Origin of the sequence: Veillonella sp. HPA0037, assembly GCF_000411535.1 — a bacterium.
GTDB classification, from domain to species: Bacteria; Bacillota; Negativicutes; order Veillonellales; family Veillonellaceae; genus Veillonella; species Veillonella atypica.
Genome location: NZ_KE150483.1, coordinates 1,115,546 through 1,132,207 on the forward strand (window position 1 = coordinate 1,115,546; position 16,662 = coordinate 1,132,207).

Sequence of the window (16,662 nt, forward strand, 5' to 3'; positions counted from 1 at the left end):
ATGTTATCAAATGTTTTGATAACATTTCGCATTTTATACTTAAGAGATAAGCTGAACATGAAAATTTTCAAATTTCATCGAATCTTAATCGATTTCAAGCTATCGGAAAATCCTTTGATTGCTTCTTTGGCATCATCTAAAACGCCTTTTGCATCACTTGGTGGCTTTATACCTTCGTGCTTCATCGATTGACTATTATCTTGAGCGCGTTTCATATTTTGACTTGCCTGTGCCATATCATTTTTTATACCATCCATTGTACGCCCAAGCTCGCCAAAGATACTTTCATCATAAATGGCAAAATTACTCCCCCCATTGGATGTAATATTCAATGGCCCCAATGTTAATTCGCCATTATCGATATGCAATGCATCCGTTGAAATCGTTGTTACCGATGTATGTACTTTCACATCAAAGAACGATAAATGACGTCCTTGATTGTGAAAGCGTCCCGTAATAGATTGTATAGGAATGAGTATGTAACGACCTGCACCAGATGTAAAATCGCCCCACACCACCATATCTTTAGGCTGTCCCTTACTTGAGAAGTTAAGGTTCGCCGATACAGGAACAGCAAAATCCGGTGTTTTTAAGGCCATGCTACTATCTAGATCTGTGGCGACCCCCACTAATTCATAGGCCCGCGTATCTAGATTATATACACCTTTAGCCTTTAACTTACCGCCAAATACATTCGCATATACCTCTTTAAAATCCAATATGCCATCTTGATAGGTCACATCGCCTACCACATTTTCAAAGGTTAGTGCAGGGATTCTAAGGATTGGCATGGTAACACGTCCCGATGCAAAGGGCCGATTAATATCCCCCGTCACTGCTGTCAGCAAGGTCATCTTATCGTGAATACTATCACCAAATCCTAAGGATGCCGGATCTACACCATAAATATTTAGATTCATATTCAGCGTAGGCATACGATGCTTAAGCACATCTTTTAGATCGATACGGCCTTCCAATGTGAGGCCATCCCCAATGGCGGTGCCTCCGAATTTACCAGTTGTTAGATTCATGCGAATGGCACGATTCGTATCAATATCAAATCGAGCATTCACATTCTTCATCACATAATGTCGATTCTTTTGGAATATTTCCAATTGGCAGTCTGAAAGCTTCACAATCGCATCGATATGTTGACCATTCCAATTAAAGTTACGCACCTTTTTCCCTAGCTCTTCTTGACGTTCTAGGGTCGTTTTTTTAGGTGCTTTAGGTCGCTGTTCTACTTCAGATAAGGGTTTATTAATATCAGGAGAAGCCGGCACAAAATCGACCCGATTATCGTCATCTAAATCTACTACAATGACCGCATCATTTAATTCTATGCCTCGTATGGCAGATGCCTTAAAATTACGAGTAATCACATCCCACATATTAACGCGTATCTTACCGGAAGGTACGGTCATCAACTGATGTCCATCGTCATCAGCCCATTGCAAATCCTCAAAGGATATGGTCCCCCATGGGGTGGCGCTCAGGCTAGCGACGGTAATAGTCCCTCGCATCATGGTCTGACGTGCTATTACCTCATTAAAAATAACACCCATGCCTCTACTCGCAATAGTAGCTAAGATGGAGATAATGACTACCGTAATTCCAATAAATGCAATAATGCCTAGTATACCTCGCTTATATAGTTGTATATATTTGCTCCAATACGAGCGTAATCGTCTAGTCATACAATTATTATAGCATTAAATTTTACAAAACCAATCACCCACAAATGTATAAACACAAAGAGCTGCTACACACCAAGGTATGTAGCAGCTCGCGTATTACATATATGATTAATTAAGCTTCATCATCAGTAACGGCCTTCGTACCGCGCGTACCGGTTCTAATCCGCATAGAATCTTCTACATCGTACACGAAAATCTTACCGTCTCCTACCTCGCCAGTTTGCAAAGTATCGCGCGCCGTATCCATTACAAGATCAACAGGCACGTCACATACAACGGTTTCAACCTTCACCATTGGTACAAGATTGACCGCATACTCTTGCCCACGATAAACTTCTGTATGCCCTTTTTGCAATCCACAGCCAAATACTTGGGAGACCGTCATCCCTTGAATGCCAATGCGATTCAAGGCTTCTTTTAAATCTTCTAATTGCTCTGCCCGAGCAATGATATCTACTTTCTTCATCCGTTTCATAGTATCACCTCATCTACGTTTTCATTACATCTATTGTACCATCTGTGAAAGCTAGCTTTCACCATGAATACGTTACACCAAGGAATGTTGGTCAGAGGTAATAAAACGTCCACTGCTCTTAAATTCAGATTGATTATACGCACCTTCGCCATGTTCACTAATGTCGATACCCAAAGATTCGGCACTGATGCTAACGCGCATATCCATAAAGTAGCTAACCACCTTGAAAATGACAACCGTACCAATAATAGCAAGAGCAATAGCTACGACAAGAGAAATCAATTGAGGAATGAGCAAGTTACCACCATAGAACAATCCATCTGCGCCATCAGGATTTACAGTAACCGTAGCAAATAAACCGGTAGCAATGGCACCCCACATACCACCTACACCGTGGATACCAAAGGCATCGAGAGAATCATCATAGCCAACCTTGCTCTTTAAAATTGCGACCGCCACATAGCAACAGATGGCGCCGATAAAACCGATTGGAATCGCTGCTACAGGTGTTACAAAACCAGCTGCTGGCGTAATAGCAACAAGGCCAGATACACCTCCAGATACGGCACCTAACACGGTCGGTTTACCACGGTGATATCGTTCTACCAACACCCAACCAACGATGCCGATAGCAGCAGACATTTGCGTCGTCAACACTGCATTTGCAGCCAAGGTGCTTGCCCCTAGAGCAGAACCGGCATTAAAACCGAACCAACCGAACCATAACATGGCACCACCGAGGACGGTCATTGGCAAGTGATGCGGTAACATTGGCATGCGCCCATAACCGCGGCGACGACCTAAGAGCAAACAAAGTACTAGACCTGATACGCCAGACAATACATGGATAACAAGGCCGCCTGCAAAGTCGAGTGCCCCTAGATTAGCGAGGAATCCACCACCCCATACCCAATGGGCCATAGGATTATAAATGAGTACGGACCAAATCACAGCGAATACTACAAAGGGTGCAAAACGCATACGTCCCGTAATAGAACCGCTCATAATGGCTGGTGTGATAATAGCAAACATACATTGAAATGCAATAAATGCCATTTCTGGAATATTCGCACCTTCCATGATGCTATTCTCTGTGCCCATAAGACCAATTTTATTGAGGCTGCCAATAATACCATGTACATCGTCACCAAAGATCAATGTGTAGCCTATGAGCATAAATTCTACAGAAATCACACCTATCAGAAAGAAGCTCTGCATGATGGTGCTAAGCACGTTTTTACTACGCGACATGCCTCCATAAAATAGCGCAAGCCCTGGTGTCATAAAAAACACCATGGCCGTCGCCACGAGTATCCATGCTGTATTACCTGTGTCGATTCCCATCATAATAAACTCCTTTCATAACAAAAGCGCCTAGTCTCAGAATAATCTGAAAACTAGGCGCCATTACCTAACTATTTTATTGTAGTAATATATATCACTACATACATCGTATATTAGATTATGATGTATGTCAATAAATTCTATAGAATTTTACATTTTCTTTTCTAAAGCATTTTAAAACTCTATAAAGCTAAACGTTTTAATATCATTCAAGTCCATATTCAGGTAAAGGAGTAAACAAATACTTCTTACATGTATATATAGGTTACCATTTTATAAAAGACATCCCCTTTTTATGTCTCTCTCTATCTATCACTCTTGGTTATCATATAAAACTATTTATTTAAACTTTACAAAGCATAAAAGTTGAGATGCTAAATAATATTAAGAATTAATAATTATGATAAGAGCCGCCTATTAAAGTCGGCTTTTTTTGTATGTCTTCCCCCAATTACATAATTCGGTCATAAGTGGAATCAGTGTTTTACCTGTATCTGTCATAGAATATTTAACTCTAATTGGCGATTCATCATATACAACTCTAGATACAATACCCGCTTCTTCTAGTATACGTAATTGAGCCGTCAACACTTTTGTCGTTATATCTCCTAATAATCGTTGTAATTGATTAAAGTGAATTGACTCGCCCTTTAGTAAATAATACAGTATTTTTAACCTCCACTTACCGCTTAACAGATTTAAAGCAATCTCCATAGGACATTCTTGATTAATAGAATCTACTTTCGACAAAATACTACCTTCTTTCACACCTACTATACTAAAGGATACGTGGTATAGAAAAAGTGCCTTCTTGTTATATATCATAATAAAGCGTACAGTTATTACTATAATATATTTAGCAGTAAAATAATAGGAGATGAATAACAATGGTTATAGATAGTCACGAACACGTAATATTGCCAACCGAAAATCAAATAGAGTTGATGGATCAATCAAAAATTGATAAAGCTATTCTATTTACTACAACTCCTCATCCCGAACAGTCTCATTCTTTACAGGAATTAAAACAACAAATTTCTATGCTAAGTTCCGTGTTAAATGGAGATATAAATGCGAAAGAAAAGAAAAGACTATATGAAAATAATATAAAAGATTTAACCACAGCAATGAATTATTACCCTGATAGATTTCTAGGTTTTGGAAATATACCATTAGGTATGAAACCATTCGATATAGAATTATGGATTGACAAACAAATATGTAGAAATCACTTAATGGGGCTTGGAGAATTTACACCTAGTACTATTGCTCAAATACAACAAATAGGGGACATTATGAAAATAGTATGCTCCAATAGAATATATCCCCTCTGGATACATACATTTCTACCAGTAACAAAAGAAATGATCTTTTCACTTGTAGATTTATGTAAAAAATTCCCTACAGTGCCAATCATTTTTGGTCATTTAGGCGGTACTAATTGGATGGAATTAATTGAATTAGCAAAAACAGTACCTAATATATATTTAGATTTATCAGCACAATTTACATCTATAGCAACAAAAATGGCATTATTAGAACTGCCTGAAAGATGCTTATTTAGTTCTGATGCACCATATGGTGACCCCTTTCTCTATCGACAAATGATAGAATATCTAAGTCCATCAAAAACAATCACAAATCTAGTATTAGGAGAAAATATTATGGAATTGCTTACCAAATTAAATCTACTGTAATATGTCTGTTTGATTAAATTAAAGAGCTTTAAAGAACGTATTACTTTAAAAGCCTTGGTATTTTCTATATTTTAAAGGGACTGCAACTAGAATGCGGTTTTACCGCATTCTGTTACAGCCCCTTTATATATTGCAATAATTAATATTATGCTTTTGCTTCTTTACCGTATTTCACAAGGCTTTCAGCTTCAATTTCAGCTTGTGTACGGTAGTCTTGAGGCATGCTAGATAAGCGAATCCAGCTACGTACAGCCTCTACTAATACGATGAGAATCATGAGGAACATAGCAGCACTGAACGCTACTAGGATCCATTTACCAGCTGGGATATAGCTGTTAAATACGTTTTCAAAGTCGGCAGCGATAGCAACGATAGCCATGAGGATACAAGGAATACCTGTTACCCATGCATAACGTTTGTGACCAAGTCGCATGATAACTGTAGTACCTACAGCCAATGTCATAGTACCTAATAATTGGTTAGATACACCGAATAGAGGCCAAATAATACCGATGTTACCTTGTAGAACTAGGTAGCCCCACAAAATACAAATTAAAGCTGCACAACCATAAACGCCAGGAGCCCAATGTTGGTCGTTGAATTTAGGATGGAAATGACCTAATAATTCTTGAAGCAAGTAACGACCTACACGAGTACCAGCATCGATCAAAGTCATGATGAACAATGCTTCGAACATGATACAGAAGTGATACCAGTAACCCATCAAGTGAGACATGTTAGGCAATTTAGAGAAGATATGAGCCATACCTACTGCAAGGGATACGGCACCACCAGGACGGTGCATCAAGTCTTCGCCAACCATTGCGGACAATGCTGGTAATTCATGAACTTGAAGTCCTAATGCCTTAAAGGATTCAACTGTAGAGTTAATAGCAAAGTAATCATCTGGATGCAATGCAGTGGCTGCGATCAACGCCATCATAGCGATGAAGCCTTCTGTTAACATCGCACCATAACCGATAGGTAAAATTTCTTTTTCATTAGTAAGCATTTTAGGTGTTGTACCTGTTGCGATAACAGTATGGAAACCAGATAACGCACCACATGCGATAGTAATGAAGATGTAAGGGAATACAGAACCTTTCAATACAGGACCGCCGCCCCAGATGTAAGGGGTAACAGCTGGCATTTGAATTTCAGGCATTACGATGATAATACCAAGAGCCAATGCGCCGATTGTACCGATTTTAAGGTATGTGGACAAGTAGTCACGAGGAGCAAGCAACAACCATACTGGCAATGCTGCTGCAAAGAAACCATAGATAGCAAGCATGATTTCGATGGTTTGCAAATCATATGTGAACCAAGAAGCATATTCGCTAGCTGCTACGTTTGGACCGTAGATGATAGCTGCGAAGATCAATGCTACACCGATAACAGTTGCTTCTTGAATTTTACCAGGACGCAACCATTTCAAATAAATACCAATGAAAATAGCGATTGGGATTGTAGCAAATACAGAGAAGAAACCCCAAGGGGAATTATGCAATGCGTTAGCTACTACTACGGCCATACCAGCAAGGGTAATGATCAATAGGAATAATGTTGCAAGCATCGCGCCAAAACCAGCAAATTTACTGATTTCTTCACGGGCAATATCCGCGATGGATTTGCCGTCATAACGAACGGATGCGAACAAGATAACCATGTCATGTACAGCGCCGGCTAATACGGAACCAATAAGAATCCATAATGCACCAGGCAAATACCCGAACTGAGCTGCGATAACAGGACCTACAAGAGGGCCTGCACCAGCAATCGCTGCAAAGTGATGACCAAATGTTACCCATTTGTTTGTTGGCACGTAATCGTGACCATCATTGTGAACCATAGCTGGCGTTGGGCGATACTGATCGAGTGTGAGCACCTTGGCCGCTATGAAAGCCCCATAAAAGCGGTACGCTAAAATTAGAATACACGCGGAGGCTATAACTAAGTAAATACCATTCATAACCATAAAAACACCTCCAATGTACATGACATCGGAGGTGCCGAATAAATATTTCTAATAAAACTAGGTCTCCAATGCCACCGTAGCTTATAAATTGATGAGTACTTACATACTCATTGTATATCTAAACAAAAATATGTCAATTTACACTTTCTCATTCTAGATATTCATTATTCGTTAAAAGCATATATCGAAGACTATTTTATTTTTTTAATATGATATTTCCAAACGTACGTAACAGATTAAGCCCAACAGATCCGCTTTTTTCAGGGTGAAACTGCATGCCATACACATTCCCCTTCTCAACAATACCCGGTACCTTAATTCCATAATCTGCAGTTGTTGTAATATATTGAGAATCGGTATCCACGTAATAAGAGTGCACAAAATATGTATATTTATCAGCTATATCAGAAAAAACGCTATCTTTACGGCATAGTGTATTCTGATTCCATCCCATATGAGGCACACGAAGGTCAAGGTTATTAGGAATAGCTTTCACAGTGCCCGGTATAATGCCCAGCCCTGGTGTTGGTCCATATTCTTCGGATTCATCAAATAAAAGCTGCATACCTAAACAAATACCGAGCAACGGTATATTGCGCTCCACCACCTCATGAATGACCTCGATAAGGCCGCGCTCACGAAGGACTGAAACGGCCGATGCATAGGCGCCGACACCTGGTAGAATCACACCATCAGCAGCCAAAATCGTATCTCGATCAGCGGTCAATACCGCATCAAGTCCGATATATTGTAATGCTTTTTGTACATTAAATGTATTGCCCGCATCATAATCAATTATGGCAATCATAGTGACATCCTTTCTTTTATTGGCGAGCCATATAGTCTTTTAAAATAGAGCGCATAATAGCACCATCACTAGCGATCGGCAATGTTACGCGCAACCAATTGTCTCGTTGTCCTCGGCGCACTTGATAGCCCTTAGCTAGCCATGCATCAGCGAGACCTTCCGCATTCGGTACGGACATAAAGATGAAATTAGCACCGCTTTTATAATACGTGCCACCTACTTCATCCAACATTTGTTCCCACAACGCGCGTTCTGCAGCATTCTTTTCTACAGTGCTACGCAAAAATTCACGATCACCAAAGGCAGCCTCAGCAGCCACTTGAGACAAGGTGTTCAAATTATATGGCAAGCGAATGGTTTGAATATAATTAGCTAATTCAGCGCTACTCATCATATAGCCAACACGGTAGTTCGCAAGGCCATAGGCCTTCGAGAAGGTACGCATGATAAATACATTAGGAAATTCATCAAGTAACGCTCGTGCCGTTGGCACCTCTACGAAGGTTACGAAATCGATATACGCCTCATCGATGATAACTAAAACATCTTTCGGCAATGTACTAATAAAGTTACGGATATCTTCAACAGATTCATAGGTTCCTGTTGGGTTGTTAGGATTACAAATCCATACGAGGCGCGTCGTATCATCTACAGCTTGGCGCATCGCCTTAAAATCGTATTGACCTGTTGCCTCAATACACGGAACCTCGCGGATAACAGCACCTTCTACAAGGCCATTAAGACCATATTCAGAGAATGCGGGCACGCTGATAACGATAGAATCACCGGCATTGATAAATGTTTTATTTACCATGGAAATCACTTCATCAAGGCCGACGCCAATAACAAGTTGATTTTCTACTACCTTCCAATAGTCCGCTAATACGCTTCGCAAGGATGATGCGTTGCCATCCGGATATAGATTGGCATCATTGTTCGCCACATAGTCTAGTACTGCGTCGCGCACCTTTGGCGATGTACCATAAGGGTTTTCATTGGCTGACAATCGCACAAGGCGCTCCACACCGAGGCGAGCTTTGACGGACTCTGCCGGTTCCTCTGGCACATAGGGCTTTAATTGGCCAATAATTTTCTTCATACTCTACTCCTTACAAATCTGTAATCGCTTTGCGTTCCTGTGTTTTGCTGATAACGCCTTCACGGCTTGCCAACTCTTCTAAGATGGCTTCATAAGGAACGCCTTTTTCTACCAATAGCACGAGCAAATGATAGAGTACGTCTGCTGTTTCATATACGAGTTCCTGAGGATCTTCGTTCTTAGCTGCGATAACAACTTCTGTTGCTTCTTCGCCTACCTTTTTCAAGATTTTATCGAGTCCCTTGTCGAACAAGTAATTCGTATAGGATCCTTCCTTTGGAGTTTCCTTGCGCCCTTTGATAATGGCGTATAATTCTTCTAATGTTTGTTGATTGGCCATTGTTCTTCTCCTTTGTAAAAGCTAACGCCTATGCGTCATCTCACCTCATATTTCGTATATCTCTACGCTTCTACATCGTTAAAAAAGCAGCTCACCGCTCCTGTATGACATGCAGGCCCTTCCGCATTGACGAGGACTAGCAATGTATCGCCATCGCAATCGAGCTTCATATCCACCACGTGTTGCACATTACCACTGGTACCGCCCTTATGCCAAAGTTCTTGGCGAGAACGAGACCAGAACCAAGTTTCCTTGGTTTCCAGTGTTTTGTGAAAGCTCTCTTCGTTCATCCATGCCACCATGAGCACTGCTTTTGTTGTATTATCTTGAACGACCGTCGGTAACAGGCCGCCACCCTTATTAAAGTCTGGTTTCATGTATGCTACAATCTCCTACCCTATCTAACAGCAATGCCCGCTGCCTTCAATTGTGATTTTAAATCGGGAATGCTAATTTCACCAAAGTGGAATATAGACGCTGCTAGCGCACCAGTAACACCAGTCTCGGTGAATACATCGATAAAATGCTGTACCGTACCAGCTCCACCGGAGGCTATAATCGGTACATCTACGACCTCTTCCAAGGCTTTATATAATTTAATATCAAAACCGGATTTAGTGCCATCCTTATCCATGCTTGTTACCAACAACTCACCAGCGCCACGGCTCACAGCTTCTTTAGCCCACGCAAGGGCTTCCCAATCGCTACGCTTGCGACCACCATGGGTATACACATACCATTTACCCGTCTCTGGATCCGTTTTTACATCAATGGCTACTACCATACATTGATTGCCAAACTTTTGAGCGCCTTCACTGATGAGTTCTGGACGTGCTAAAGCAGCTGAATTAAGCGATACCTTATCAGCGCCAGCTTTCAATAGCGCGCTCATATCGTCCACCGTTTTAATGCCACCACCTACGGTGAGGGGCATGAACACATGTTTTGAAATGTCTGTCACCACATCACGCATCGTCGTACGTCTGTCTACCGTAGCCGTAATATCGAGGAATACGAGCTCATCGGCGCCCTGTTCCTCATAGGTAGCCGCAATATCGACAGGGCTACCTACATCAACGAGGTTTACAAAGTTAACACCTTTTTTTACGCGACCATTATCTACGTCTAAACAAGGAATAATCCGTTTCGCTAACATGATGCATTCTCCTTATTAAACGCAGCAATTTCCTCTAACGTAATAGTGCCTTCATACAAGGCCTTGCCTACAATACTGTCTACTACACCGCGTTGTTCAAGGTTTTTAATATCCTCTAAATTGCGGACACCACCGGATGCAACAATACGGGCCGTAGGGAATTGATCTTGTAAAGAACCCAATAGGTCTTCATTAGCCCCTTGCATGGTGCCATCTCGGTCCACATCGGTAACGATAAAATACTTTGCACCGGCTGCCACCATAGCACCGATAAGGTCGGTCATAGGCACATCAGATTGGTCGAGCCAACCTTCCGAAGCGACCTTACCATTCTTACCATCTACACCGATGACGATGCGTTCTGGTCCGTATTCGGCGATGACCTGTTTCGTCAATTGAGGATTCTTAAGGGCTACGGAGCCGAGAATAACGCGATTAACGCCCATTGCTAAATATAAATCTACAGCCGCTTTATCGCGAATACCGCCACCGATTTCTAACACACCTGTAAATGCAGCGCGTACGCGTTTAACAATATCTACATTGACCGGTTTCCCCGCCTTTGCCCCATCTAAATCGACGAGGTGCAACGCGCCAACACCAGCAGCCTCGTATTGAGATGCCTGGTCAACCGGATTCGGATTAATGATGGTTTCCTTCGCAAAATCGCCCTTATACAGACGTACGCTGCGACCATCTTGTAAATCTATAGCTGGAAAAATCATAGTATCTCCTCTATTCACGAGCCTTATGTGGCCCTGCTTTCACCATTCACAAGGACTCGATTAAATCATGCCCTTTGTAGAATTCACACCATGAATGTCTGGGTTAATCGTAACCGCCTTACGCAATGCGCGACCAGTAGCCTTAAACATGCTTTCAATAATATGATGCGTATTGCGACCATATTCATTGCGCACATGTAAATTCATGGCACCACTCACAGTCAAGGCTTGGAAGAAATCCTCTACCAATTCTGTTTCAAAATTGCCACCCAACACAGGTGTTGTAAATTCACCATTAAACACGAGGTATGGACGGCCACTGAGATCGATGACAACCTGTGTCAACGCTTCATCCATAGGTACCCACGCATCGCCATAGCGCTCAATACCCGCCTTGTCACCAAGGGCTTGTGTCAATGCTTGACCCAAGGTTAATGCAATGTCCTCTACCGTGTGATGCGCATCTACATACGTATCGCCTACGGCTTTCACAGCCAGACCAAAACGGCCATGCTTAGCCAACAAATGGAGCATATGATCAAGGAAACCGATGCCTGTATCAACGTGAATATCTTGATTTCCATCGAGGGTAAGTGTAATTGTAATATCTGTTTCACCCGTTTTACGAGTTACCGTAGCTGACCGATTTGTTCTCATCATAGTATCCTCTTATCATTAAGGAAGCCATTTAAGGCGTTCCCATCCATACAATTATTTTTCAAAGCGCACTTCAATAGCACGAGCATGTGCTTCAAGGCCTTCTGTACGAGCCAAGGTAGTAATATCCTTCGCCACTTCTTGCAAACGTTCACGGCTAAATTGAGTAAAGGAAATGCGTTTTACGAAATCGTACACACCTAGTGGGGACGAGAATTTTGCAGTGCCGCTCGTAGGTAATACGTGGTTTGTACCGCCTACATAGTCGCCCAATGGTTCAGATGCATATCTGCCAAGGAATACGGAACCCGCATTTTCTACCATGCTCATATATTTCATAGGGTCTGGTAATTGAATTTCCAAATGTTCTGGTGCCACTTCGTTCATTACAGTAAACATATCTTCTGCGCTATCCATAACAGCAATATAGCTATTGTTTTCGATAGCTGGACGAGCAATACTTTCACGAGGTAATTGTGAAAGTTGACGTTCTACCTCATCGGATACGAGTTGTGCTAGTTTTTCACTATTTGTAACCATGATGGCACGAGCTCGTGGATCATGTTCTGCTTGGGATAACAAGTCCGCTGCAAGATGTACTGGATTAGCACTTTCATCAGCGATAACGCCGATTTCACTAGGGCCTGCAATCATGTCGATATCAACTTGACCAAATACTTGGCGTTTTGCAGTGGCCACATAAATGTTACCAGGGCCTACGATTTTATCTACTTTAGGAATTTGTTCTGTACCATAGGCAAGAGCCGCAACACCTTGAGCACCACCCACTTGGTATACCGCATCAACGCCAGCAAGTTTTGCAGCACCTAAGACAGCAGGATTAATGCCATCTTTTTGTGGAGGTGTGACCATGATGATTTCCTTAACACCAGCGATTTTTGCAGGCAATGCAGTCATCATAATGGTAGATGGATATGCCGCTGTACCCCCAGGAACATAGAGGCCAACACGAGCCAATGGCGTTACCTTTTGACCACGCGTAATGCCTGGTGTATCCATGTCTACAAAGCCTTGTTCAATTTCACGGCTGTGAAATTCGGTAATATTTTTCTTCGCTACCAATAAAGCATGTTTTAAATCTTCTGGTAAATTATCCCATGCTGCATCGATAATAGATTGATCTACCTTGAAATCATCTAGTTTTACACCATCGAATTTTTCAGAATATTCACGGAGTGCTGCATCCCCATTAGCACGTACATTTTCGATGATATCGTACACGCGGCGTTCAATTTCCATATCTGTTGTTTGTTGTGTATATTGACGGACAATGCTGAGCATTGTATCAAGGGATTCTTTGTAAATTTTCATTGTATGTCCTCATTTCAAACTATGTATATGAATACTTCTATTGTAAACGTTTCTCATCACATCGCAATAGCATAGGCAATCTATTTTTTATCAATAGCCGATTGTAATTGGTCAATCAACGCAAAGATGGTATTTCTTTTTTGTTTTAATGCCAATGGATTTGCTACAAGGCGCGTTGAGATTGGTTGGAGCCAATCATAGATTTTAAGATTATTTTCTCGTAGCGTTGTACCCGTTTCCGTAATATCTACAATGGCATCGGCCAGACCTACGAGGGGCGCCAATTCAACGGAACCTTCGATTTTAATGATTTCTACGTCTTGAGATCCGAAATATTGTTTTGTAATGGTTGGATATTTTGTACCAATCCGTTGACGACGGCCTTCCTTCGGATTATACCCTTCTAAAGAAGCCAAGATAAATTGGCATTGACCCGTTTTCAAATCTAGCATTTCGTAAGATGTATTATCTTGTTCATCCAGTACATCGCTACCAACGATGCCCAAATCAACGACGCCATTATTTAAATATGTCGTTACATCAGGGCCTTTCGCTAAGATAACCTCTACCGAATCCCCCAATGGAATGATCAACTTACGCGCCTTGTTGCGCAACGGTTCACAATCAATGCCACAAGACTCTAAGAGAGGAATAAAATCCTTTTCAACGCGCCCCTTTGTTAAAGCGATGCGCAATTTGCCATTATCTTGAATGTTGCTTTCACCTTGCATAAGCACATCTGTAAGGACATCAATGTTGAAAGCCATACCAACGGATGGCATCGGTGTGCCATCAAATCCAGATAAGAGACCATCATAGCGGCCACCGCTGACAATGTATTGAGATACACCATCTACATAGCCTCTAAAGGTAAGGCCTGTGTAATAGGATTGAAGTGGTTCTGTAGACACATCAATGCGAACTTGTTGGCCAGTCGCTTCAATTTGTCCCGCTAGATCCATAAGGCTATCTAAAATACGTTGTGCCCCTGCAGGCAAGATGACTTGACTAAGCTCATTTTTAATATCATTTACAGTGCCGAATAAGCGAGGCCAAATCGTAAGGAATGGATACAATGCATTATTTTTAAATTCGCTAATCAATTCGTTATAGCGTGGCAAATATTTTGTAAATAACGCATCGAGCAAATCTGCCCTTTCCCCATCGGTCAAGCCCAATGCATCGGTGATAGCACGGGAGAAACGAGCATCACCAATTTCTAATAATAAGGTATTATTGAGCTGTGATTCATTTACCTCTTTAATGATGGCAAAGCATTCTAGCTCAGCATCAATACCTTCATAGCCGACCATTTCGATGCCACCTTGTGTGACTTGGTTGATATCGCCGCGATGTTGCTTATTTTTCATCAACACGTCGCCAAGATAGTAGAACTTGCGAGGCAATTCAATATTCGTAGTCGCCAAGAAACGACCGATTGGCATGGTTAAATCAGGGCGGATAACCACAGATGCATCAGAACTACCAAAGAATTCGTACATATGTTGACCACGGCCTAATGTGTAACCATTAAACACATCTTTGTATTCTACAAGAGGTGTAGAAATTTTTGTATACTGACGATTGCGGCAAAGGCTGAGCAAATATTGGCTCACATCATCCTTGCGCTCCGCCACAGCACCTATATCATCACGAAAACCTGTAGGCAACTGTTTCTGTACCATGAGGATCATCCTTTCAATAAACCATGCTAATATTACTATTTAAAATATATAGAGTCTTTTATATTTTATCGCTTTAGCGTATTAAAGTATAAAACTATAATAATACTCCTCTATAGAATTGTCAATAGAGGAGTATTAATTCTAATCCCAAACCTTTGCTACATCCGCTACGCTATGCGCATCGGATCCTAGCACAAAGGGTACACCAATAATAGCAGCTATTCCTTGAATAAAACGGCTTGGATACATTTCACCGCAATCAGGTTTAAAGAACCCACTCATATTATAATCTAATTCTCTACCTTGAACGCGCATAATATGTAGTATATCGCTCACCAATTGGGCATTTCGTTTATCTAAATGGTGTTCAAATCCGAAATGATGTTGGTATTTCTTGATTAAATCAAAGTGGCCAATTCGCTTTGGCGTATATGTACCTAAATCAGCGCGCACCGCTTGGCGAATGATACTAAAGTATTTATAATACAATTCACTTTGATTAGAAATCCAAGGGCCAAATCCCTTTTCAAATTCCTCTGTATTATAGTCAACACAGTAGTATTTGCCACCTACACCATCCATAAAGTGAACAGATAATATATTATCATCCGTCAATGGACCATAGCGATCAAGAAAGTCTTGAATGTCGCTTTCAAAACCAGGGATATAATCCACCTCAAAGCCAAGGGAAATATCGATATGCGTACCATAGGCACGTTGTAATTCACGTCCTAATTCGAGATAGGAATCCACTTGATTGAGTTTAAGAGACGCCGTGTCATAAGCAACCTTGTCACCACCGTACTCTGCCTCAAAGGCCTTTGGTAACGGAGCATGCTCTGTTAAACACACCTTTTCGATGCGCAATTCAATGGCTTTTTCAATCATCAATGCCGTTCTATCACCGCTACCATGTGGACATAATTCAGTATGAAAATGACCATCTACCAATCGGCTACGATACGTACTATTGCCTATGAATTGCCGTTCTGCTTTCATATTTATCATAACTTACTTAACCCCTGTCTATGCGTAACATATAATCCGCAACCCCACGAATATATGAATGATTTAATATCTATTATTATACCAATAATGCGTAAGTTTCGGTATCCTGATATTTTCCATGTTTAAAACCAACTTCAGGGGTAAGTCCACAATAGGTAAAGCCAAATCGATTGTGTAATTTTGTGCTTTCCTCATTGCCTGCCGTAATAACAGATACTACATTATGAAGCATTGTATCTTCTTTAGCCATCTCCAAAATACGTTCCATCAACTGTGTTGCCACACCTTGACCACGGTAATCTTGGTGAATATAAATAGATAATTCTACAGTACTTTTGAAAGCATCCTTTAATCGATATGGTGAAAGCGATGCATAACCTACCACTACATCATCAATGGTGCCTACAATGATAGGGTGATGCTCATCACTGTGAGCATTATACCACTCATGCCACTCTTCTAGTGTACGCGGTTCAAGGTCTAAGGTGGCTACACCATGTATGACCTCGTAGTTATATATGGCCAAACAAGCAGATATATTATTTTTTGTGATTGATTGAATGACTAATTCACTCATATATTCCTCTAAAACAGTTTATAAAAATAACCTTAGTTGTAACTACCTATAACTATTGGCTCAACAATAAGACAAAAAAATAAG

At 41.2% G+C, this 16,662-nt stretch carries 17 protein-coding genes; 1 reads left to right on the plus strand and 16 read right to left on the minus strand.

Annotated features, from left to right (window positions below; translation table 11 throughout):
• Positions 1–74 precede the first annotated feature (74 nt).
• The 4 genes from HMPREF1477_RS05210 to HMPREF1477_RS05225 all read right to left on the minus strand — a co-directional run bounded on the left by HMPREF1477_RS05210 (position 75) and on the right by HMPREF1477_RS05225 (position 4,266).
• The gene (locus HMPREF1477_RS05210) at positions 75–1,697 is read right to left on the minus strand and encodes a hypothetical protein (protein WP_016476069.1); all 1,623 of its coding nucleotides are present in this window, start codon (positions 1,695–1,697) and stop codon (positions 75–77) included.
• 112 nt (positions 1,698–1,809) lie between these two features.
• Positions 1,810–2,172: a P-II family nitrogen regulator gene (locus tag HMPREF1477_RS05215; protein WP_005375366.1), complete on the minus strand. Its 363-nt coding sequence runs from the start codon at positions 2,170–2,172 to the stop codon at positions 1,810–1,812.
• A 72-nt stretch (positions 2,173–2,244) separates the two neighbouring features.
• Complete coding sequence (locus tag HMPREF1477_RS05220; protein ID WP_016476070.1) at positions 2,245–3,519, minus strand: ammonium transporter; 1,275 nt, start codon at positions 3,517–3,519, stop codon at positions 2,245–2,247.
• Between the two features lie 414 nt (positions 3,520–3,933).
• On the minus strand, positions 3,934–4,266 hold the full coding sequence (locus HMPREF1477_RS05225; RefSeq protein ID WP_038148083.1) for a helix-turn-helix domain-containing protein: 333 nt from the start codon (positions 4,264–4,266) through the stop codon (positions 3,934–3,936).
• A 137-nt stretch (positions 4,267–4,403) separates the two neighbouring features.
• On the opposite strand from HMPREF1477_RS05225, the gene HMPREF1477_RS05230 reads away from it, so the two are divergent.
• Positions 4,404–5,213, plus strand: coding sequence for an amidohydrolase family protein (locus tag HMPREF1477_RS05230; RefSeq protein WP_016476072.1), 810 nt, complete (start codon positions 4,404–4,406; stop codon positions 5,211–5,213).
• A gap of 145 nt (positions 5,214–5,358) precedes the next feature.
• Here the strand turns inward: HMPREF1477_RS05230 and HMPREF1477_RS05235 are convergent, their stop codons facing one another.
• From HMPREF1477_RS05235 to HMPREF1477_RS05290, 12 genes are all read right to left on the minus strand, one after another.
• Positions 5,359–7,191, minus strand: a complete 1,833-nt coding sequence (locus tag HMPREF1477_RS05235; RefSeq protein WP_016476073.1) for a carbon starvation protein A — start codon at positions 7,189–7,191, stop codon at positions 5,359–5,361.
• Between the two features lie 196 nt (positions 7,192–7,387).
• Positions 7,388–7,999 (minus strand): imidazole glycerol phosphate synthase subunit HisH, encoded by a 612-nt coding sequence (gene hisH / locus HMPREF1477_RS05240; RefSeq protein ID WP_016476074.1) that lies wholly within the window; start codon positions 7,997–7,999, stop codon positions 7,388–7,390.
• A gap of 16 nt (positions 8,000–8,015) precedes the next feature.
• Positions 8,016–9,098, minus strand: coding sequence for a histidinol-phosphate transaminase (gene hisC / locus HMPREF1477_RS05245; RefSeq protein WP_016476075.1), 1,083 nt, complete (start codon positions 9,096–9,098; stop codon positions 8,016–8,018).
• 10 nt (positions 9,099–9,108) lie between these two features.
• Positions 9,109–9,438 carry a phosphoribosyl-ATP diphosphatase gene (gene hisE, locus HMPREF1477_RS05250; protein ID WP_005375442.1) on the minus strand — a complete coding sequence of 110 codons (330 nt, stop codon included), beginning with the start codon at positions 9,436–9,438 and terminating at the stop codon, positions 9,109–9,111.
• Positions 9,439–9,500: 62 nt separating this feature from the next.
• On the minus strand, positions 9,501–9,815 hold the full coding sequence (gene hisI, locus HMPREF1477_RS05255) for a phosphoribosyl-AMP cyclohydrolase (RefSeq protein WP_005375309.1): 315 nt from the start codon (positions 9,813–9,815) through the stop codon (positions 9,501–9,503).
• A gap of 20 nt (positions 9,816–9,835) precedes the next feature.
• Positions 9,836–10,594, minus strand: coding sequence for an imidazole glycerol phosphate synthase subunit HisF (gene hisF / locus HMPREF1477_RS05260; RefSeq protein ID WP_005381416.1), 759 nt, complete (start codon positions 10,592–10,594; stop codon positions 9,836–9,838).
• The gene (gene hisA / locus HMPREF1477_RS05265; RefSeq protein ID WP_016476076.1) at positions 10,588–11,319 is read right to left on the minus strand and encodes a 1-(5-phosphoribosyl)-5-[(5-phosphoribosylamino)methylideneamino]imidazole-4-carboxamide isomerase; all 732 of its coding nucleotides are present in this window, start codon (positions 11,317–11,319) and stop codon (positions 10,588–10,590) included. Before hisA ends, hisF begins: the two co-directional genes overlap by 7 nt.
• 60 nt (positions 11,320–11,379) lie before the next feature.
• Entirely contained in the window at positions 11,380–11,979 is a 600-nt protein-coding gene (gene hisB / locus HMPREF1477_RS05270; RefSeq protein ID WP_016476077.1) for an imidazoleglycerol-phosphate dehydratase HisB, read from the minus strand.
• Positions 11,980–12,030: 51 nt separating this feature from the next.
• Positions 12,031–13,308, minus strand: coding sequence for a histidinol dehydrogenase (hisD, locus tag HMPREF1477_RS05275; RefSeq protein WP_016476078.1), 1,278 nt, complete (start codon positions 13,306–13,308; stop codon positions 12,031–12,033).
• 80 nt (positions 13,309–13,388) lie between these two features.
• Positions 13,389–14,993, minus strand: a complete 1,605-nt coding sequence (gene hisG, locus HMPREF1477_RS05280; RefSeq protein ID WP_016476079.1) for an ATP phosphoribosyltransferase — start codon at positions 14,991–14,993, stop codon at positions 13,389–13,391.
• 141 nt (positions 14,994–15,134) lie between these two features.
• Entirely contained in the window at positions 15,135–16,001 is an 867-nt protein-coding gene (gene hisJ / locus HMPREF1477_RS05285) for a histidinol-phosphatase HisJ (protein WP_005375445.1), read from the minus strand.
• Positions 16,002–16,077: 76 nt separating this feature from the next.
• A complete protein-coding gene (locus tag HMPREF1477_RS05290; protein ID WP_016476080.1) occupies positions 16,078–16,578 on the minus strand; it encodes a GNAT family N-acetyltransferase in 501 nt (166 codons plus the stop codon).
• Positions 16,579–16,662: the final 84 nt, after the last annotated feature.